The organism is Actinacidiphila cocklensis (assembly GCF_907177275.1).
GTDB classification, from domain to species: Bacteria; Actinomycetota; Actinomycetes; order Streptomycetales; family Streptomycetaceae; genus Actinacidiphila; species Actinacidiphila cocklensis.
The window spans coordinates 134,188-153,257 of record NZ_CAJSLV010000050.1 but is presented as its reverse complement, the minus strand read 5'-3'; the positions used below and the strand labels follow the sequence as shown (position 1 = coordinate 153,257).

Genomic DNA, 19,070 nt, shown 5'->3' with positions numbered 1-19,070 from the left:
CCGCGGGCCTGCCCTGCCGGCCCGCCGCCTGCGGGGCGGCACCCCGGCGGGTGGTGTTCACAGGTCCAGGTAGGACAGCAGCGCGCGGGCGGCCGGGCTGGTACGGTCGCCCGCCGGGAGGGCTACCGAGACCTCCCAGTTCTGGTCCTCCTGGCCCTTCAGCGGCACCACCGCGAGCGGCGCCGCCTGCTCCTTGCGGGAGATCGGCTGCGGCACCACCGCGATGCCCAGCCCGTGCCGCACCATGTCGATCAGCGTGTGCACGTCGTAGACCTCGACGCCCACCCGGCGCGGTGTGCCGCTCGCCGCGAAGGCCCGGTCGGTCAGCCGCCTGGCACCCCAGTCCTGGTGCCAGTCCACGAACGTCTCGTCCGCCAACTGCCCCCACTGCGCGTACGGCACGCCCGCCAGCCGGTGCCCGGGGTAGCACAGCAGCACCATCGGCTCGCTGGTCAGCGGCAGCAGCCGCACCCCCTCGGGCGGCGGCCCAGGCAGCGTGATGAAGGCCAGGTCGAGCCGCCCGTCGGCGACGTCCTGCGCCATCACCGCGGACCCGGCCTGCCGCAGCCGGATCTCCACGTTGCCGTGCTCGGCCCGGAAGCGGGCCAGCAGCGCGCCCACGTCGACGTTGACGCACTGCTCGGTGCCGACCGACAGGCTGCCGCGCAGCAGCCCCTGCACCGCCGCGACGGCGTCACCTGCCGCCCGGGCGGCGGCCAGCGTGCGGGTCGCCTCGGCCAGCAGCGCCCGCCCCGCGCCGGTCAGTTCGACGCTGCGCGTCGTCCGGGTGAACAGCGCGGCGCCCAACTCGCGCTCCAGCGCCCGCACCGAGGCGGAAAGACCCGACTGGGACACCACCATCCGCCGCGCCGCCCGGGTGAAGTGCCGCTCCTCGGCGACGGCGACGAAGTACTCGAGTTGCCGCAGTTCCATGATTGAGAAACCTACTCGATGAATCCATCCGCTTTCTTCTATTGGACGGTTCACCGCGGCCGGGGCGAGCATGGTCGACGGCCCTCCGGCCACCCGATCAGGCAGCCTGCGAAGGAGCATTCCCGTGGAGTACCGCAACCTCGGCCGCAGCGGATGCGCTGTCTCCGCCCTGTGCCTGGGCACCATGACCTTCGGCGCGGAGTCGGACGAGAAGACCGCCTTCGCCCAGCTCGACCGCTTCGTGGAGGCCGGCGGCACCTTCATCGACACCGCCGACGTCTACAGCGCGGGCCGCTCCGAGGAGATCCTCGGCCGCTGGCTCGCCGACCGCCCCGCCGACATCACCGAGCAGGTGGTGATCGCCACCAAGGGCCGCTTCCCGATGGGCTCGGGACCCAACGACGCCGGCCTGTCCCGGCGGCACCTCGACCGCGCGCTGACCGCCTCGCTGCGGCGGCTCGGCGTCGACTCGGTCGACCTCTACCAGGTGCACTCCTGGGACCCGCTGACCCCGGTCGAGGAGACCCTGCGCTTCCTCGACGACGCGGTCCGCCAGGGCCGAATCCACTACGTGGGCCTGTCGAACTACACCGGCTGGCAGCTGCAGAAGGCCGTCGACACCGCCGACTTCCGCGGCCTGGCCCGCCCGGTCACCCTGCAGCCGCAGTACAGCCTGCTCAGCCGGGAGATCGAGTGGGAGATCACCGCGGCGTGCCGGTCCGAGGGCCTGGGCCTGCTGCCCTGGAGCCCGCTCGGCGGCGGCTGGCTCACCGGCAAGTACCGCCGCGACGAGCGGCCCACCGGCGCCACCCGGCTCGGCGAGAACCCCGAGCGCGGGGTGGAGGCGTACGACCGGCGGGCCGCCATGGCGCGCACCTGGGCCGTGGTGGAGGAGGTCCAGGCCGTCGCCGAGGAGACCGGCGCCACGATGGCGCAGGTCGCGCTGGCCTGGCTGCTCGACCGCCCGGCCGTCACCTCGGTCATCCTCGGCGCCCGCACCGTGGAGCAGCTCGACGACAACCTGGGGTCCGCCGACCGGCGGCTGACCGCCGAGCAGACGGCCAGGCTCGACAAGGCCAGCGACCCCGGCGCTGCCGACTACCCGTACGGCGTCCCCGGCGTGGACCAGCGCTCCCGCCGCATCGAGGGCGGCCGCTGACCTGATCCGCCCGCCCGGCTCGGCCGTACCCCCGAGGCCGAACCGGGCGGGTCCAGCGGAGGACCCGGTGTGCCGCCCCGGGGGCGTGCGCCAGGTGGTGCACGCCGGACCGTGCTTCCGCACGCCGCTTCCTGCGGTGCGCCCGAACCGGATTGAATGGGGTCATTCCGGTCGGCAGCAGGGAGCCCGCATGACCAGTCGCCTCACCGCCGCGGTGGTCTTCGACGCGCCCTTCGACGACCGCACCGCCTGGGCGGTCGGCCGCACCTCCGCCTATCCCGAGGACGGGCGCAATCCCGACGACAACAAGCTCGACGTGATCGGCCCCCGCTACGGCCCCACCGCCGACGGCGTCTTCACCGCCCGCCGCGCCGGCGGCGGCGACTGGCACACCGCGCTGGTCTCCACCGAGTACGCCCCCGGCGGCTTCGAACTGCTGCCGGACGACGAGCTGACCGCGACCTGCACCGTCCACGACGTCCAGGGCGCCTGGCCCGCGCTGTGGACCTGGGGCCGCGACACCGGCAGCCGCCCGCAGCCCGGGCACGGCGAGGTCGACGCCTTCGAGTACCACCCCACCCATCCCGGCCTGCTGGAGCTGACCAACCACGTCCACCCGGCCGCCCACTACGCCGAGGGCGCCGTCACCGCGGGCCGCCCGTTCACGCTGCGGGTGGTCTTCGGCACCCGCAGTGTCGAGTGGTACGCCGACGGCAGGCTGCTCTACGCCGACCACCAGGGCGTCGGCCCGCACTGGCGTGCCTGGCCGGTCGTCTGCATCAGCGTCGCGGCCGGCCGCTACGGCCATCTGCCGCCGCGCCCCGGCACCGAGGAGCTGCACTGGCAGTGCAAGGGGCTGACCGTGCGCCGCCCCGCCGCCGGCCGAGGTGGCGCAAGAGGTCCGGATCACCCGGCATGATCACGCGCGGACGGGGCAGGTGCAGCAATAAGACCCTTGCCCACCAGGGGTTCTTTCCCCATGGGTACGAATCGAACGAAGCGGAGTCGGTGCGATGACCGGGCGGCAGCCGGCGCAAGGGGAGCAGCACGCCACGCGTGCGGCCGACGGGACGAGCACGCCCGGCGACAGGAGCACCGAGGTGGCACGCGGCGCCCCCTGCTGGGTCAGTCTGAGCGCACGCGACCTGGCCGCGGCGGAGAAGTTCTACGGCACCGTCCTGGGCTGGGAGTTCCGCTCGACGACGCTCGGCGAGCGCTTCGCCGTCGCCGTGACCGACGGCCGCCCGCTCGCCACCATCGGTGCCGTCGCGAGCGACATGCAGGTCGCGGTGGGCTGGACCCCCTTCTTCGTGGTCTCCCAGGCCGACGAGGCGACCGCCAGGATCCGCGAGCGCAGCGCCACCGTGGCGCTCGGCCCGGTGTCCTTCGCGTCCGGGCGCGCGGTGCTCGCCGCCGACCGCGACGGCGCGGTCTTCGGCGTCTGGGACGGCAAGCTGCCCGGCGGCTGGCAGTCCTGGCACGACCGCGGCCCGGTCGTCGTCCGCCTGCGCACCAGGGACGCCTTCGAGTCGGCCATCTTCTACGGCGGCGTCCTGGAGTGGGCCGACGAGGGGCAGGGCTGCTGCAGCGTGTCCTACGAGTACGAGAACGCCGAGGTCGTCGTCCGCAGCAGCGGTGACGTGGTGGCGCGGATCTCCTCCGGCGCGGTCGAGGCGGCGCCCGACCCGGCGGTCCGCCCGCACTGGGCCGTGCACTTCGCGGTCGAGGACGTGGCCGCGTGCGCCGAGGCCGCCCGCGCCCTGGGCGGCGCGGTAATCGGCAGCGGCACGGCTCCCGCCGGCCCCTGGGCCGATCTGCGCGACCCCGACGGCGGCCTTTTCACGGTCTTCTCCCGGTAGCCCGCCGCCCCCATCGCCCCAGTCCGGCCGCACGATCCCCCGACCGTGCGGCCGGTCGGCATACCGGGAACCGGCGGGGAATGCCGACCGGCCCCCTGGCGTTATCGACGGCGTACCAAGAAGAAAACGATAACGATGACGGAAAGAGGTGGACCATGGCCCGCAGCGAACTGCGCCCGGTCGTGAAGCTCCGCTCCACCGCCGGCACCGGTCACACCTACGTGACCCGCAAGAACCGCCGCAACGACCCGGACCGGCTGACGCTCACCAAGTACGACCCCGTCGCCCGCCGCCACGTGCTCTTCCGCGAGGAGCGCTGACCACGACGGCGTACGGCACCGCGCACCCGGTACTCCGGCCCGGCACCCACCACGAAAGGACTCCCATGAAGCACGGCATTCACCCCACGTCCCGCCCGGTGGTCTTCCGCGACAAGGCCGGCGACCTCGCCTTCCTGACCCGCTCCACCGCCGCGTCGGACCGCAGCGTCGTCTGGACGGACGGCAGCACCTACCCCGTCATCGACGTCGAGATCTCCTCGGCCAGCCACCCCTTCTACACCGGCAGGGCACGTGAGCTGGACACCGCGGGCCGCGTCGAGCGCTTCCGCCGCCGCTACGGCCGCAGCGCCGGCTGAGCCGGTAGCCCCACCGCGCACCTCGGGCCGCGCCTCCCTCATGCAGGGGGGCGCGGCCCGCTGTCGCTTGATCGGGTGGTCATGGGCCTGCGGCGGCGCTTTCCGCGCTGTCGCACGACTCGCCGCCGGTAAGGTCGTCGGCCGGGAGAGTGCCACCTGCAGCTGCGGTGGACAGTGCCTTCAACCAGCCCCATCCACCCACGCCAGGGGCACTCTCCTGCTCCTTCTTCGCGGCTTCCCGCGGAGCTACCCGCCCGCGGCGCCGTCCCAGGAGACCCGGTAGAAGGCCAGCTGGGCGGTCGCCGCGATCCGCCGCATGCCGGCTGCCGCCATCACCCGCTGCGAGGCGGTGTTGCCGATGTCGGCGTCGCCCGCCACGCTGCTCACACCCTGGTCGCGGGCGAAGGCCAGCAGCGCGCGCAGCGCCTCGGAGGCGTAGCCCTTGCCCCGGGCCGACGGTACGAGCCCGTAGCCGATCGTCACGCCGCCGTCCTCGTCCGGCGGGCCGTGGAAGCCCACCCCGCCGATGGCCAGGCCGTCCGCGCGCAGCCGTATCTCGTAGGTGCCGAACGGCCGCGGGTGGCCGCTGCTCGCACACGTGGCCAGGAACCGCGTCATGGCGGACACGTCGCCCTCCATGGGATAGCCGTCCGCCCAGCGCACGTCGCCGCCCTGCCCGCCGTCCCGCACGTGTTCGGCCTCGGCGGCACTCAGCGAGTGCAGCACCAGACGGGCCGTCACAAGATCGTCCGTACCGCCCGGCTGCCGATGCATCAGAGCGCCAGGTGCATGATGTGCAGGCCGACATAGCCCAGCTTCGGGTGGTTGAAGCCCTCCGGCAGGGTGCCGATCACCTCGAAGCCGACGGACTCGTACAGCTTCACCGCGTGCACGTTGCTCTCCACCACCGCGTTGAACTGCATCGCCCGGTAGCCCTCGGCCCGCGCCCAGTCCACCGTGTACGTGCACAGCGCCCGGCCCACGCCCTGGCCGAAGTGCTCGGGGTCGACCATGTAGCTGGCGCTCGCGATGTGCGAGCCGTTGCCCATGTGATTGCGGTTCATCTTCGCGGTGCCGATCACGTCCCCCGCATCACCGACCGCGACGACCGTGCGGAACGGCGCGGTCAGCAGCCACCACTCGCGGCCCTGGTCCTCGGTGAGGTCCGCGGGATAGGTGAAGGTCTCGCCCTCGGTCACGATGCGGTGGAAGAACGGCCAGATGGCAGGCCAGTCCTCCGTGGTGGCTTCCCTGATCAACATGCGCACAGCATGCCCGCACTCCTGCGCCGGGTTCCACCGCTTATCCCGTCCGCCTACCGCCGGGGGGCGGAAAACCGGATGCGGACCCGCTGCCCGGCTGCCAGGCTGCGCCGGTGAATCGTGAAGAGATCTCCCGCATCGCCCATGCCGACCACCCCATCAAGGCCCCGCTCGGCGACGACTCGGTCCGCGCGCTGCTCGCCAAGGGTCTGCCGCGCGGCGACGAGCGCGTGCTCGACCTGGGCTGCGGCACTGGTGAGTGGCTGCTGCGCGCGCTGGAGACGGGCACGGGGGTGCACGCCGAGGGCGTCGACGTCTCTCCCGAGGCCCTGGCCGAGGCCGACGAGGCGGCGACCCGGCGCGGCCTTCGGCAGCGGCTGGTGCTGCACGACCAGGACGCCGCGAAGTTCACCTCACCGCAGCCCTTCGACCTGGTCCTCAGCGTCGGGGCCGCGCACGCCTTCGGCGGCCTGCTCCCCACCCTCGCCGCGGCCCGCGAGCACCTCGCCCCCGGCGGCAGCGTCCTGGTCGGCGACGGTTTCTGGGACGGTACGCCGTCCGCGGAGGCGGTCGGGATGCTCGGCGACTTCGACGACCTGGCCACCACCGTGGACCGCGTCGTCGCCGACGGATGGACCCCGGTGCACGGACACGTCAGCACCCGCCGCGAGCTGGACGACTACGAGTGGGCCTGCTGGGGCGGCCTGGCCGGCTGGGCGCTCGACCACGGCGACGACCCGCAGGCCCCCGAGGTCCTGGCCACCGCAGGTACCCGCCGCACGGAATGGCTGCACACCTACCGCGACACGTTCGGCTTCCTCACCCTCGTCCTGCGCAGGACCCCCGACCGTTCGTGACCGATGCGGGGCGACGCGCCGGCCTCACATTCCGGCGCGCTGTCTTGTCGGTACTGTGAAGGCAGATGCGAGCAAGGGAGCCGTCGGCACCATGACCACCCGACACGGGCCGGGACGCGGTCGGCCCGATCCGGGCCTCGACGCGATCACCGGCGAGCGGCGCCAGCTGATGAACATCGCCTACCGCCTCCTCGGCTCCCTGGCGGAGGCCGAGGACGCCGTCCAGGAGACCTACGCCCGCTGGTTCGCGATGTCCCCGCAACAGCGGGAGGCCGTCGAGGTCCCCGGCGCCTGGCTGACGACCGTCACCAGCCGCATCTGCCTGAACCTGCTCAGCTCCGCCCGCGCGCGGCGGGAGACCTACGTGGGCGAGTGGATTCCCGAGCCGCTGCCCGAGCGCACGGAGTGGATCACCGGGCGGCCGGGCGGCGCCGCGGTCGACCCCGCCGACCGGGTCACCCTGGACGAGTCGGTCAACCTGGCCTTCCTGGTCGTGCTCGAAGCCATGACCCCGGCAGAACGCGTCGCGTTCATCCTCCACGACGTGTTCTGCCACACCTTCACCGAAGTGGCCGAGATCGTCGGCCGCACCCCCGCGGCATGCCGCCAGCTGGCCTCCTCGGCCCGCCGTCGCATCCGGGACTCGCGGCCCTCCGCGACCCCGGCAGCCCAGCGCGCCGGCGTCGTCAGGGACTTCAAGCAGGCGTGGGAGGCCAAGGACATCGAGGCCCTCATCGGCCTGCTCGACCCCGAAGCCGTCGCGGTCGGCGACGGCGGCGGCCTTGCCACCACCTTCCTGCACCCCATCGAGGGCGCCGAGCAGATCGCGCACGCCTGGGTCGAGATCGCCGGCCGCAAACCCGGCAACATGACCTTCCTGGAGCGCACCGTCAACGGCCAGCCCGGCCTGGTCGCCGAGCAGGACGGCGTCACGGTGACGGTGTTCGCGTTCGACGTCGCGGGCGACCGGATCACGCACATCTGGGTGGTGCGCAACCCCGAGAAGCTCCGCCACTGGACGACGGCCTGACAGCCCGTCTCGCCAGGTCTCGTAGGCTTCCGCCGTGAACGACACGACACACGGCATTCGCATCAGGCCCGGCGGCCCGGCCGACGTCACGGCCACGCTGGAGATGCTCGACGGCGCGATCCTCTGGATGAACGCCCGCGGCAACACCCAGCAGTGGGGCACCACACCGTATTCGCAGAAGCCCGGCGGCGTGGCGCGGGTCGAGCGGTACCTGACCGAGAACGAGCCCTTCGTCGCGGAACTGGACAGATCACCCGTCGGCACCTTGGTCCTGGACTCAGGCCCCAGCCCGCTGGTGCCGATCGAGCCGGCCGGGGAGCCGGAGCGGTACGTACGGCTGCTGGTCTCCGACCGTCGCTACGCGGGCCAGGGCGTCGGCGCCGCGCTGCTCGCGCACGCCGTCGAGGAGACCCAGCGGGCCGGCGTGGACCTGCTGCGGGTGGACTGCTGGGCGGGCGGCGGGGGCGAACTCGTCGCGTTCTACGAGCGCAACGGCTTCACCCCCACCGACACCTTCCTGTCCGACGGCTGGCCCGGACAGGTGCTCGCCCAGCGGGTCGGCTGACCGGACGGGCGCCGCGAAGCGGCCGCTCACCCGACCCGCAGCACGACCTTGCCGCGGGTGTGGCCGCCCTCGACGTGCCGGTGGGCGGCGGCGACCTCGTCGAGCGGGTAGCCGGTGACGCTGGGCAGGACCAGGTCACCGGTGCGGCTCCACTCGGCCAACTGCCGCAGCCCCGGTGTCGTACGGCCGCCGACCCGCAGGAAGCCGTGCGCCTCCGCGGCCGCCGCGTCGACGGTGGTGCCGATGCGGCGGCGGTCGGCGACCAGCGCGAGCGACACCGCCGTGGCGTCGTCACCGCCGACCGCGTCGAGGGCGGCGTCGACACCGCCGGGCGCCAGCGCGCGCACCCGGTCCGCCAGTCCGGGGCCGTAGGCGACCGGGACGGCGCCGAGCGAGCGCAGGTAGTCGTGGTTGCCCTCGCTCGCGGTGCCGATGACCACGGCGCCCCGCAGCCGGGCGATCTGCACCGCGACGGTGCCGACCCCGCCCGCGGCGGCGTGCACCAGCAGGGTCTCGCCGGCGCGGACGCCGCCGATCTGCTCCAGCGCGGTGTACGCGGTCTGGCCGACCGCCGGGAGGCCGCCGGCGGCGTCCCAGCCCAGCGACGCGGGCTTGCCGGCGACGTCCGCCGCGTCGACGACGACCAGTTCCGCGTAGCACTGCCCGGTGGCGGACCCGAAGACGTCGTCGCCGACCGCGAAGTCCGCGACGCCCTCGCCGACCTGGTCGACGGTGCCGGCGTACTCGTTGCCCATCCGCAGCGGGAAGCGCGGCGGGGCGACGGCGGAGAAGAAGCCGGTGCGCTGCTTCACGTCGACCGGATTGACGCCGGCGGTACGCACCCGGACCCGCACCTGGCCGGGTCCCGCGACGGGTTCGGGTACCTCGGTGAGCCGCAGTACCTCCGGGCCGCCGTACTCGTCGATCACCACAGCGCGCATCCGCACATCCCCACGTCTCGTTCCCGCCGCACAGGCGACCTGCCGCAGCGTCGCGGCCTCAACGCCAAGTCGCGGCCCGCAGCCGGTATTCCCGGACGCCGCCACCGGAGGAGTCAGCGGCGGAGACGACGGCCAGCCCGGCGGCCGCGGCGAGCGCCTCGAAGCCGCCGGGGGCGTACCAGTGCAGGACCCAGTCGCGGTCCACGACGCTGGTGCCGCCGCCGTGGCGGCGCTCGTAGCGCAGCACGGTCGTCTGGGTGCGCGCGGCCTCGTCGCGCTCCTCGGAGACCACCGACACGCGCAGTTCCGCACCGTCGGCGCCGTTCGCGGTGCGCACCCGGCCGATCTGCTCCGCGGGGGTGGGGGAGGGGACGAACAGCGGTACCAGCGCGGTGCCGCCCTCGGCGAGGTGGTGGCGGATGCCGCGCAGGGCGGCCAGCGCGACGGTGTCGTCGGGGAGGAGGTTGAAGGTCGGCCCGGCGAGGAAGACCGCACGGTAGCGGCGCGGCAGGTCCAGCGCCTCCATCCGCTGCCGGTGCACGACGACCTCGACGCCCTGCTCGCGCGCCCGGAGCCGGCAGCGCTCCAGCATGTCCGCGGAGGAGTCGACACCGTCGACGTCGAGACCGAGCCGCCGCAGGCCCAGCAGCGGGTCGCCGTCCCCGCAGCCCAGCTCCAGGGCGGGGGAGCCGGCCTCGCGGACGAAGGCCGCGTACGGCTCGGGCTCCTGGGCGACCGCCTTCAGCGGGGCGTACAACTCCGCGACGATGCCGGTGTAGAAGTCAGCTGGGTCCACGCCGCGACCCTACGGACCTCCCGCGCCGGGGGCCAGGCAATTTCCCGCGGTCGGCCTGCCGCCCCCCGCCCGCCCGGCGGGTGTTGACAGCAGTTGTACGGGCCAAGAAGGATTCCGGCACGGACCGGTTCGGTGAGCCCGGGGGGTTGTTGATGCTGGCGCCGCTCGGTATCCCGCCGGAGCAGGAGCGGCTGTACGTCCTGCTGATCGGCCGGCCGGGCAGTTCGGCCGCCGAGGTGGCAGGGCGGGCGGGCATCGGCGTCGAGCAGGCGGTGGCCCGGCTGGAGGAGATGGAAGCCGGCGGGCTCGTCGTCGGCGAGCAGCCGCAGCCCTTCGGCGCCGGCGGCGCGCAGGACGCGGCCGCGCGCACCTACCGGGCCAGCTCCCCGTCCGTCGCGCTGGCCCCGCTGCTGGTACGCCACCGCACCTCGCTCGACGAGGCCGGCGCAGCCGTCACCGCGCTCGCCGAGCAGTTCCGCAGCGCCGCATCGCGGGCCGCGGGCGGTGTCGTGGAGGTGGTGTCGGGGCCGGTCGCGGTACGCCACCGGCTCGGGCAGCTGATCGGCGGCGCACACCACGAGGTGCTGACCTTCCTGGCCGAGTCGGTGATCGCGGTGGAGCGCGACAGCGTGCACCCGATGGAGCACGACGCGCTGGTGCGCGGGGTGGACTTCCGCGCCGTGATCACCCGCAGCCATCTGGAGGTCCCCGGCATGTGGGACGACGTGCGCGAGGTCACCGGGCTGGGCATGAAGATGCGGGTGGCCGCGGACATCCCGATGCGCATGATCGTCTCGGACCGCGCCAACGCCATGGTGCCGCTGTCGCTCGCCGAGGGCACGGGCAACGCCGACACCGTCGTCGTCCACGGCACCGGCCTGGTGCACGCGCTGGTGCTGCTCTTCGAGGAGCACTGGCAGCGCGCGAGGCCGCTGCCCCCGCTGCCGCCGTCCGGCCCGCAGCCCGCCGCACCCGGCCCGGGCGCACCGGCAGAGCCCGGGCCGGCCGAGCGGCAACCCGGCGAGATCGACCGGCAGATCCTCGCGCTGCTCGCCCTTGACGTGGCCGACCGGACCATCGCCGTACAACTCGACCTGTCGCTGCGCACCGTCGAGCGCAAGATCCGCGCCCTGATGGACCTGGCCTGCGTCGGGTCGCGATTCCAGCTCGGTGCCGAGGCCGTCGCCCGCGGTTGGCTGCGCCGCTGACCGGGCGCCCGTACCGGTATGACCTGCCGTTCACCGAATTGGTGCGCCCTTGGGCGAGGTGACGTTCTGTCAGGTCCGGCAGGCTTCCGTCATGGCGGTGAACCGTCAGCCGGAAGCGTTCAGTTGGCATGCTCGTGCCCGAAGAATGTGCTGCGTTCCGCGTTCCACGCACCGTATGGAGGGCATCACATGAGATCTCCGACCCGGCGCCGGCGGCTGCTGACCGCCATGGGCACCGTCCTTGCGGCGATAGCGGCGACCCCGTCGATCGCGCAGGCCACGACTCCGCCGGCCGGCACCCCGGCCGCTCCCGCCCCGACGTCGCAGGCCGCGCCCGCCGGCACGGTCACCCTGGTGACCGGCGACCGGGTCACCGTCACCACGCTCGCCGACGGGCGCTCGGCGGCCACCGTCGACCGCCCCGCCAGCCTCACCGGCGGCGTACAGACCAGGACCGTCGGCAAGGACCTGTACGTCTACCCGGCCGAGGTGCTGCCCTACGTCGCCGCGGGCGTCCTGGACCAGCGGCTGTTCGACGTCACCGCCCTGATCGCCGACGGCTACGACGACGCCCGCACCGCCGCCCTGCCGCTGATCGTGCAGTACGCGGACACCGGCGCGCGCTCCGCGCCGGCCGTCCCCCGCGGCCTGTCCGCACGACGCGACCTGCCCGCCGTCCACGGCAAGGCGGTCACCGAGCAGCACGCGGGCGCCGCCGCCTTCTGGCAGGAGGTCACCCCGCCCGCCGCGCTGACCCGGGCCAGGACCAGGGCCGCCGAACGGCAGAACAGCGGAGCGCGGCCGCGGACCGCGGGCGCCGCCGTCTTCGGCGCGAACATCAGCCACATCTGGCTCGACGGCAAGGTCAAGGCCACCCTCGCCGACAGCACCGCCCAGATCGGCGCCCCCGCGGTGTGGCAGTCGGGCACCGACGGCAAGGGCGTGGACGTCGCCGTCCTCGACAGCGGCATCGACGCGGAACACCCCGACCTGGCCGGCCAGGTGGCCGCTTCGCAGAGCTTCGTCCCCGGCGAGGACACCACCGACCACCACGGGCACGGCACCCACACCGCCTCCACGATCGCCGGCACCGGCGCCGCCTCCGACGGCAAGGAGAAGGGCGTCGCCGCCGGCTCCCGCCTGCTGGTCGGCAAGGTACTCGGCGACGACGGCTACGGCGACGAGTCCTGGATCATCGCCGGCATGCAGTGGGCTGCGCAGGAACAGCACGCCAAGGTCGTCAGCATGAGCCTGGGCTCGACCGAGGCCAGCGACGGCACCGACCCGATGAGCCAGGCCGTGAACGACCTCAGCGACTCCACCGGCGCCCTCTTCGTCATCGCCGCGGGCAACACCGGCCCCGGCGGCATCGGTTCGCCCGGTGCGGCCACCTCCGCGCTGACCGTCGGCGCGGTCGACTCCGCCGACCAGCTCGCGTACTTCTCCAGCTGGGGCCCGCGCTCCGGCGACGGCGGGCTCAAGCCCGAGATCACCGCACCCGGCGTGGACATCCTGGCCGCCCGCTCGCAGTACTCCGCCGAGGGCTCGGGGCCGTACGTCACGATGAGCGGCACGTCGATGGCGACCCCGCACGTCGCGGGCGCCGCCGCGCTCGTCGCCCAGGCGCACCCGCAGTGGACCGGGCAGCAGATCAAGGACGCCCTGGTCAGCAGCGCGCACCAGACCCCGGACATCCCCGTCACCCAGGGCGGCAGCGGCCGGCTGGACGCGCAGGCCGCGGTGCTGGGCGAGGTGCACGCCTCGGCGACCGCGTGGGCCGGCTTCTACCCGTGGCCGCACACCTCCGACGCGCCCGCGACCAGGACCGTCACCTACACCAACACCGGCGCCGCCGACGTCACCTTGAACCTCAAGGCCGCGGCCACCGACTCCGCCGGCGCCGACGCCTCCGCGGCGTTCGCGCTGTCCGCGCCGACCGTCACCGTCCCGGCGGGCGGCACCGCCCAGGTCACCGTGACCGCCGACCCGGCCAAGGCGCCGTACGGCGTGAGCGACGGCCTGCTGGAGGCGACCGCGGCGGACGGCACCGCCGTCGCGCACACCCTGATCGGCCTGGACCGCGAGGAGGAGCGGTACAACCTGACCATCACCACCGCCGACCGCACCGGCACGGCCGTGCCCGGCACCGCGGTGGTCTACCGCACCGGCGACCTGATGCCGTACCAGGTGGAGATCCCCGACAGCGGCCGGCTGACCATGCGACTGCCCAAGGGCGAGTACTCGGTGCTGATGTACGCCGACCTGCCCGGCGCGGCAGGCCCCGACGACCTCGGGCTCGGCGTGCTGTCCGTCCCCCAGCTCCAGCTCGACGGCGACCGCACGGCCGCCCTGGACGCCCGCAAGGCGCACCTCGTCTCGGCCGTCACCCCGCAGCGCAGCGAGGACCGGATGACCCGGGTGGAGTGGAACCGGGTCGCGGGGGGCGAGAGCTTCAACGAGAACTTCCTGCTGCCGGTCGCCTACACCAGCGTGTGGGCGCAGTCCACGGCCAAGGTGACCAGCGGCGGCTTCGCCTTCGACACCCGCTGGCGCAAGACCGCCCCGCTGCTGACCGCCGCCGCCAAGGGCGCGCACGGCCGGGCGCCCGACCTGGCAGGCATGCTGGTGCAGGCCGGCTCCACCCTGCTGCCGGCCGGCAGCAGCACGCTCCCCGTGGTCTACGCCGGAGCCGGCACCACCGCGGACTACGCGGGCCTGAACGCCAAGGGCAAGGCCGTGGTCGTCCGCTACGACCGGCAGGCCGACCCGGCGGCGCAGCCGGCCGCCGACGCCGCCCAGGCCGCCGCGGCGGTCGCCGCGGGAGCCAGACTGCTGCTGGTCGCGGGCGACACGGCCGGCCGGCTGTCGGCCTGGTACGGCTCCGCCGACTACGAGTCGCCGTCGCCGATCGAGGTGGCCTCCCTGCAGACCGGCCAGGGTGCCGCGCTGATCGCGGCCGCCGCCCGCCCAGGTCTGACCCTCGACCTGACGTCGACACCGACCTCGCCGTACGTCTACGACCTGGTCGAGCGCCACGACGATGCCATCCCGGCCGCCGACCTGACGTACGCGCCGAAGAAGGGCGACCTGGCCAGGATCGACTCCCGCTTCGCGGGCAAGGCCACCGACCCGGGCGACAACGGCCGCTACGACATGCAGGACTTCGACCGCTACGGCGTCGGCTTCCAGACCGTCCAGACCCCCGGCACCACCCGCACCGACTGGGTCACCCCCGGCGGCAGGAAGTTCGGCTGGTACGAGGAGTCGGCCAACCCCGTGGTCGAGGAGCGCGCGCTGGTCACCCACCCGGTCAAGGGCTCCACCACCCCCAGCGACTGGTTCCTGCCGGTCTACCACCCGCGGCTGAACGACAGCCAGTCGATGCCCGACCGGCAGGGCGACTTCTTCGTCCTGAACATCCCCGGCTGGGGCGACTCCGGCTCGGGCCACGACGGCTTCGACGTCAACCTGTGGGGCGACGTCGACAACCTGCACGAGACCGTCACCCTCTACCAGGGCGACACCGACCTCGGCTCCACCGTCTACCAGCAGCTCGCCGCCGAGGCACCGAGCAGCGCCCCGCTGCCCTACCGGCTGGTCGCCGAGACCAGCCAGGACGGCGTCCTGCCCAGCTCACCCAGCACCCGCACCGAATGGGGATTCACCTCGGGCAGCGGCTACGTCGACCTGCCGCTGATCCAGCTCGACTACGGCGTCCCCACCGACCTGTCCGGCCGCGCCCCGCGCAACACGCCGCTGACCCTGACCGCCTCCCACCTGCCCGGCGTCACCGGCGCCGGCACGATCGACGGGGCCACCCTCCAGGTGTCCTACGACGACGGCGCCACCTGGACCGCGCTGCACCTGGCCCGGCACGGCACCACCTGGACCTCCACCGCCAAGGCCCCCAGGTCCGCAGGTCACGTCTCGCTGCGCGCCACCGCCGAGGACGACGCGGGCAACACCGTCAGCCAGACGGTGCTGCGGGCGTACGCCCTGAAGTGACCGGGCGCCGGCGGGGGCGCCGCCCCCGCCGGCGGCCCGGTCAGGCCTGCCGCGGCGCGCTGCCCGCGCCGTAGCGCAGGCCATCCACCAGCAGGGAGATCATGCGCTGCGTGTGGTCGTCGCCGTCCTCCAGGGGTACGGCGAGGTTGCCTATGGCGCGCAGCAGGTCCCACGGGTCGGCGTCGGAACGGATGGCGCCGGCCCGTGCCGCGCTGTCCAGCAGGTCCGCGAGAACCGGTTCGAAGTGCTGCTGGAAGTAGCCGGGCAGGCTGTCGTAGGCGGGGTCGCCGGAGTGCAGGGCGGCGCTGAGCCCGCGCTTGGTGGCGACGAAGCCCGCGAAGCGCTCCAGCCACCGGGTGAGCGCCTCCAGCGGCTCGTACTGCGCGGCCAGGGTGGGGCCGACGGCCGCACAGGCGTCGACCTCGCGGCGGAAGACGGCCGCGATGAGGTCGGAGCGCTGAGGGAAGTGCCGGTAGAGGGTGCCCGCGCCGACGTCCGCCCTGGCGGTGATCTGCCGTACGGGAGCGTCCACCCCTGACTCGGCGAAGACCTGCGCGGCCGCGGCCAGCAGCGCGTCGACGCTGCGCTGTGCGTCGGCGCGCAGGGGCTGGCGGTGCCGGCCCGGGCTGCTCGGTCCGTCGTCCACAGGCACTCCTTCTTGCTAACTGGAACGTTGTTCCGTATCGTGCGCGGCGGAACGCTGTTCCGCTTTATTCGAGGGTATCGCGCGGCAGCGGACATCCCGACCGACGAGGAGCATCGTGAAGTACCGCACGCTGGGCCGCACCGGCATCAAGGTCACCCCCTACTGCCTGGGCGCGATGATGTTCGGGGCCATGGGCAACCCCGACGAGGACGAATGCGTCCGCATGATCCACCGCGCACTGGACGCCGGCATCAACTTCGTCGACACCGCCGACGCCTACAGTCGCGGCGGTTCCGAGGAGATCGTCGGCAGGGCGCTCAAGGGCCGCCGCGAGGACGTCGTCCTGGCCACCAAGGCCCACCTGCCGATGAGCGACGACCCCAACCACCGGGGCAACTCCCGGCGCTGGCTGGTGCGCGCGCTCGACGACTCGCTGCGCCGGCTGCAGACCGACCACGTCGACCTCTTCCAGATCCACCGCCCCGACCCCGACACCGACATCGAGGAGACCCTCTCCGCCCTCACCGACCTCGTCAGGGCCGGGAAGATCAGGTCCTTCGGCTCCTCCACCTTCCTCGCCTCCGACATCGTCGAGGCCCAGTGGGTCGCCGAGCGGCGCGGCCTGCAGCGCTTCCGCACCGAGCAGCCGCCGTACTCGATCCTGGACCGCGGCATCGAACGCGAGGTCCTGCCGGTCACCCAGCGGCACGGCATGGGCACCCTGGTCTGGAGCCCGCTGGCCGGCGGACTGCTCACCGGCCGCTACCGCAAGGGCCAGGCCGCCGACACCCACCGGTCCGGATTCGGCTTCAGCTACCTCAGCGACGACCGCCGCCTCGACGCCGTCGAGGAGCTCATCGCCGTCGCGAAGGAGGCCGGGATGCCGCTGACCCACATGGCCATGGCCTTCGCGATCGCCCACCCGGGCGTCACCTCCGCGATCCTGGGCCCGCGCACCATGGACCACCTGGACGACCTGCTGGCCGGCGCCGAGACCACCCTCAGCGACGACGTCCTGGACGCCATCGACGCGATCGCGCCTCCCGGCAGCGACATCAGCGCCCTCGACATGGGCTACACCCTGCAGACCCCGGCCGGCCCCGCCCTGCGCCGCCCGCTGACGGAGCGCTCGGCCGCCTGAACCGCCTCCCGGCGGCGGCGAACCGCCGCCGCCGGAAGCGCTACCTGCGGGTGCGCACCAGCAGGTAGAGGAAGTACGGCGCCCCGACGACCGCCGTCATCAGCCCCGCGCCCAGCTGCGCGGGGGCGACCACCGTACGGCCGAGCAGGTCTCGTATGCCACCGTCATTCCTGCGGCCGACAGCCCGTGGCCACGCAGGCGTGACGGACCGCCGGCTCTCTCACCGGTCATCATGGCACTTGGGTTAGCCCAACCTGATGAGTGCCCCGGTCCTGGGTGGGCCGCCACCGGCCAGGCCGGCCGGGCGGTGTACAACACCCGCCTGACGGACGGGATATGACGTGTCGTCGCCTCGGGCGGGAAGGTCCCGCCCCTGGTCAGTGCCGCAGGGCGTAGCGGCCGACCCGGCTGCGGGCGTCCCGTTCGGTGAGCCCGAGAGCGGTCGCCACCGCCGTCCAGGACGTGGTGTCGGCCTCGACGTTGAGCGCGGCCTGCCGGGCGACCTCGTGGGTGGTGCGCTCCAGGGCGGCGACAGCCCTCAGCGCCGCGAGCGGGGCCTCCTCGGCCAGGTCCACCAGCTGCTCGTCGAGCCGCCGCAGCAGCTCGGCGAGCGTCTCCGGCAGCGGAACCGACCGGGCTTCGGTCTCCGCGATGTGCTGCGCCCAGTCGCTCTTGGGCCCGCTGGTGTCGTAGAGGTGGGGTCCGTGCGGGTCGACGTCGTCCCAGTCGACGGGGTAGCGGGTCGTACCGCGCCAGGAGCACGAGCAGGCGGCCCGCAGACCGGTCGCCAGCGGCGCGCGCAGGGTCCCGTCGTAGACCCACCAGTCGCTGGTGCGGTGCATGCTGCCGCCGCTGCCGATGTCGAAGTACACGGGCTCGGGCTCGCTGCCGTCGGCGAGCACGGCGGCCGCGCGGCCCTCGTGCGCGGCCCCGAACTGTTCGGACTGCCACTCCATCACTGCACTGCCCCTCCGGCCGTCGGCTGCGGCCCGTCGTCCCTGCACCGCCACGATGGCGACGCGCCGGTCGCCGGCGCAAGGCGTTCCCGAGCCTTTCACCCCCGAACGGGCACAACCGGCGCGTAGTGCGCGGCACTACTGCTCCTGACAGGCACGTGCAGCGGTCCCTCCGGCGCCGCTGAACCACTCAGCGGGCCGTTGCCGCCGATGTTCGCCCTCCTCGTGGCGATCCCGGAAGCGCGTGCGTGCGGCCGCACTCCACGACCACGGCAATTGCTTACCGTCTGCCGCCGGCCCCCCTCACTTCAGATGCCGGGTGAGGAACTGGGCCGCGGCGTCCCCCGCGAACTGCGGGACGCCGGTGTGCCCGCCCATGTTGGCGTTCAGCGTCTTCTCCTTGCTGCCGAAGGCGTCGAACAGGTCCAGGGCCGCCTGCCGGTCGTTCCCTTCGTCGTCCCACTGGAGCAGGACGTGCAGCGGAACGGTGACCTGCCGGGCCTCCTCGAACAGGGCGCGGGGCACGAAGCTCCCGGCGAACAGAACGGCGGCCGCGATGCGCGGCTCGACCACCGCCAGCCGGATCCCGATGGAGATCACGCCTCCCGAGAATCCGACCGGGCCGCCGATCCCGGGCAGCGAAAGGAGGGCGTCCAGGGCGGCCTGCCATTCCGGGACCGCCTTCTCGACCAGCGGGAGGACGAGCCGGTCCACGATCTCCTCGCCGACCGGCTCGCCGGCCTCCAGTGCCCGGCGCAGTTCTGCGCGGGCCTGCTCGGCGGCGGCGGAACGGGGCCGGTCACCGCTTCCGGGGAGTTCGATGGTGGCCGTGGCGAAGCCCTCCGCCACGGAGTGCCGGGCACGGGCGGCCAGCCGGGGGTACATCGTGCGCAGTCCGCCGGGGTGTCCCAGCAGGATGAGCGGCGCCGGTGCAGATTCGGATTCGGGCGTCCACAGGATGCCGGGGATCCCACCGAGGGTGAATTCGCGTTCGAGGACGCCGTCGTCGAGGCGCTGTTCTGAAGTGAATTGCATGGTCGTGCCTTTCGGGAGTGCTCTTTGACGGCGCTCCCGG

At 73.6% G+C, this 19,070-nt stretch carries 19 protein-coding genes and 1 pseudogene; 11 read left to right on the top strand and 9 right to left on the bottom strand.

What is annotated here, in order from left to right:
- Positions 1–57 precede the first annotated feature (57 nt).
- Positions 58–933 (bottom strand): LysR family transcriptional regulator, encoded by an 876-nt coding sequence (locus NFU81_RS14515; RefSeq protein WP_251489642.1) that lies wholly within the window; start codon positions 931–933, stop codon positions 58–60.
- A gap of 124 nt (positions 934–1,057) precedes the next feature.
- Between NFU81_RS14515 and NFU81_RS14510 the strand changes: the two genes are divergently transcribed.
- From NFU81_RS14510 to NFU81_RS14490, 5 genes are all read left to right on the top strand, one after another.
- Entirely contained in the window at positions 1,058–2,092 is a 1,035-nt protein-coding gene (locus NFU81_RS14510) for an aldo/keto reductase (protein WP_251489640.1), read from the top strand.
- Positions 2,093–2,282: 190 nt separating this feature from the next.
- The gene (locus NFU81_RS14505) at positions 2,283–3,011 is read left to right on the top strand and encodes a LamG domain-containing protein (protein ID WP_251489638.1); all 729 of its coding nucleotides are present in this window, start codon (positions 2,283–2,285) and stop codon (positions 3,009–3,011) included.
- A 94-nt stretch (positions 3,012–3,105) separates the two neighbouring features.
- Complete coding sequence (locus NFU81_RS14500) at positions 3,106–3,951, top strand: VOC family protein (RefSeq protein WP_251489636.1); 846 nt, start codon at positions 3,106–3,108, stop codon at positions 3,949–3,951.
- 155 nt (positions 3,952–4,106) lie between these two features.
- Positions 4,107–4,271 carry a 50S ribosomal protein L33 gene (gene rpmG, locus NFU81_RS14495; RefSeq protein ID WP_251489634.1) on the top strand — a complete coding sequence of 55 codons (165 nt, stop codon included), beginning with the start codon at positions 4,107–4,109 and terminating at the stop codon, positions 4,269–4,271.
- Between the two features lie 65 nt (positions 4,272–4,336).
- Positions 4,337–4,588: a type B 50S ribosomal protein L31 gene (locus tag NFU81_RS14490; protein ID WP_251489632.1), complete on the top strand. Its 252-nt coding sequence runs from the start codon at positions 4,337–4,339 to the stop codon at positions 4,586–4,588.
- 246 nt (positions 4,589–4,834) lie between these two features.
- On the opposite strand, the gene NFU81_RS14485 is transcribed toward NFU81_RS14490, so the two are convergent.
- Together NFU81_RS14485 and NFU81_RS14480 are read right to left on the bottom strand one after the other, a co-directional pair.
- Positions 4,835–5,362, bottom strand: coding sequence for a GNAT family N-acetyltransferase (locus tag NFU81_RS14485; RefSeq protein ID WP_251489630.1), 528 nt, complete (start codon positions 5,360–5,362; stop codon positions 4,835–4,837).
- Complete coding sequence (locus tag NFU81_RS14480) at positions 5,362–5,850, bottom strand: GNAT family N-acetyltransferase (protein WP_251489628.1); 489 nt, start codon at positions 5,848–5,850, stop codon at positions 5,362–5,364. Before NFU81_RS14480 ends, NFU81_RS14485 begins: the two co-directional genes overlap by 1 nt.
- Before the next feature lie 113 nt (positions 5,851–5,963).
- Here NFU81_RS14480 and NFU81_RS14475 point away from each other — a divergent pair, with 113 nt between their 5' ends.
- The 3 genes from NFU81_RS14475 to NFU81_RS14465 all read left to right on the top strand — a co-directional run bounded on the left by NFU81_RS14475 (position 5,964) and on the right by NFU81_RS14465 (position 8,302).
- Entirely contained in the window at positions 5,964–6,707 is a 744-nt protein-coding gene (locus tag NFU81_RS14475; RefSeq protein WP_251489626.1) for an SAM-dependent methyltransferase, read from the top strand.
- Positions 6,708–6,798: 91 nt separating this feature from the next.
- Complete coding sequence (sigJ, locus tag NFU81_RS14470; protein WP_251489623.1) at positions 6,799–7,737, top strand: RNA polymerase sigma factor SigJ; 939 nt, start codon at positions 6,799–6,801, stop codon at positions 7,735–7,737.
- Positions 7,738–7,771: 34 nt separating this feature from the next.
- Complete coding sequence (locus NFU81_RS14465) at positions 7,772–8,302, top strand: GNAT family N-acetyltransferase (RefSeq protein WP_251489621.1); 531 nt, start codon at positions 7,772–7,774, stop codon at positions 8,300–8,302.
- A 26-nt stretch (positions 8,303–8,328) separates the two neighbouring features.
- Here NFU81_RS14465 and NFU81_RS14460 read toward each other — a convergent pair whose 3' ends face one another.
- Both NFU81_RS14460 and NFU81_RS14455 read right to left on the bottom strand, forming a co-directional pair.
- The gene (locus NFU81_RS14460) at positions 8,329–9,243 is read right to left on the bottom strand and encodes an NADP-dependent oxidoreductase (protein ID WP_251489619.1); all 915 of its coding nucleotides are present in this window, start codon (positions 9,241–9,243) and stop codon (positions 8,329–8,331) included.
- A gap of 58 nt (positions 9,244–9,301) precedes the next feature.
- Positions 9,302–10,039 (bottom strand): class I SAM-dependent methyltransferase, encoded by a 738-nt coding sequence (locus tag NFU81_RS14455; RefSeq protein WP_251489617.1) that lies wholly within the window; start codon positions 10,037–10,039, stop codon positions 9,302–9,304.
- Between the two features lie 152 nt (positions 10,040–10,191).
- Between NFU81_RS14455 and NFU81_RS14450 the strand changes: the two genes are divergently transcribed.
- The gene (locus NFU81_RS14450; RefSeq protein WP_251489615.1) at positions 10,192–11,247 is read left to right on the top strand and encodes a helix-turn-helix domain-containing protein; all 1,056 of its coding nucleotides are present in this window, start codon (positions 10,192–10,194) and stop codon (positions 11,245–11,247) included.
- A 189-nt stretch (positions 11,248–11,436) separates the two neighbouring features.
- The gene (locus NFU81_RS14445; protein ID WP_251489613.1) at positions 11,437–15,252 is read left to right on the top strand and encodes a S8 family serine peptidase; all 3,816 of its coding nucleotides are present in this window, start codon (positions 11,437–11,439) and stop codon (positions 15,250–15,252) included.
- A gap of 40 nt (positions 15,253–15,292) precedes the next feature.
- On the opposite strand, the gene NFU81_RS14440 is transcribed toward NFU81_RS14445, so the two are convergent.
- Complete coding sequence (locus tag NFU81_RS14440) at positions 15,293–15,904, bottom strand: TetR/AcrR family transcriptional regulator (RefSeq protein ID WP_251489611.1); 612 nt, start codon at positions 15,902–15,904, stop codon at positions 15,293–15,295.
- 109 nt (positions 15,905–16,013) lie between these two features.
- Here NFU81_RS14440 and NFU81_RS14435 point away from each other — a divergent pair, with 109 nt between their 5' ends.
- The gene (locus tag NFU81_RS14435) at positions 16,014–17,039 is read left to right on the top strand and encodes an aldo/keto reductase (RefSeq protein ID WP_251489609.1); all 1,026 of its coding nucleotides are present in this window, start codon (positions 16,014–16,016) and stop codon (positions 17,037–17,039) included.
- A gap of 40 nt (positions 17,040–17,079) precedes the next feature.
- On the opposite strand, the pseudogene NFU81_RS14430 reads toward NFU81_RS14435, so the two are convergent.
- The 3 genes and pseudogenes from NFU81_RS14430 to NFU81_RS14420 form a co-directional block, all read right to left on the bottom strand.
- Positions 17,080–17,190: pseudogene (locus NFU81_RS14430) on the bottom strand (iron chelate uptake ABC transporter family permease subunit); the annotation flags it as partial.
- A 226-nt stretch (positions 17,191–17,416) separates the two neighbouring features.
- Positions 17,417–17,995: a hypothetical protein gene (locus tag NFU81_RS14425; protein WP_251489607.1), complete on the bottom strand. Its 579-nt coding sequence runs from the start codon at positions 17,993–17,995 to the stop codon at positions 17,417–17,419.
- A 303-nt stretch (positions 17,996–18,298) separates the two neighbouring features.
- Positions 18,299–19,030 (bottom strand): dienelactone hydrolase family protein, encoded by a 732-nt coding sequence (locus NFU81_RS14420; RefSeq protein ID WP_251489605.1) that lies wholly within the window; start codon positions 19,028–19,030, stop codon positions 18,299–18,301.
- Positions 19,031–19,070: the final 40 nt, after the last annotated feature.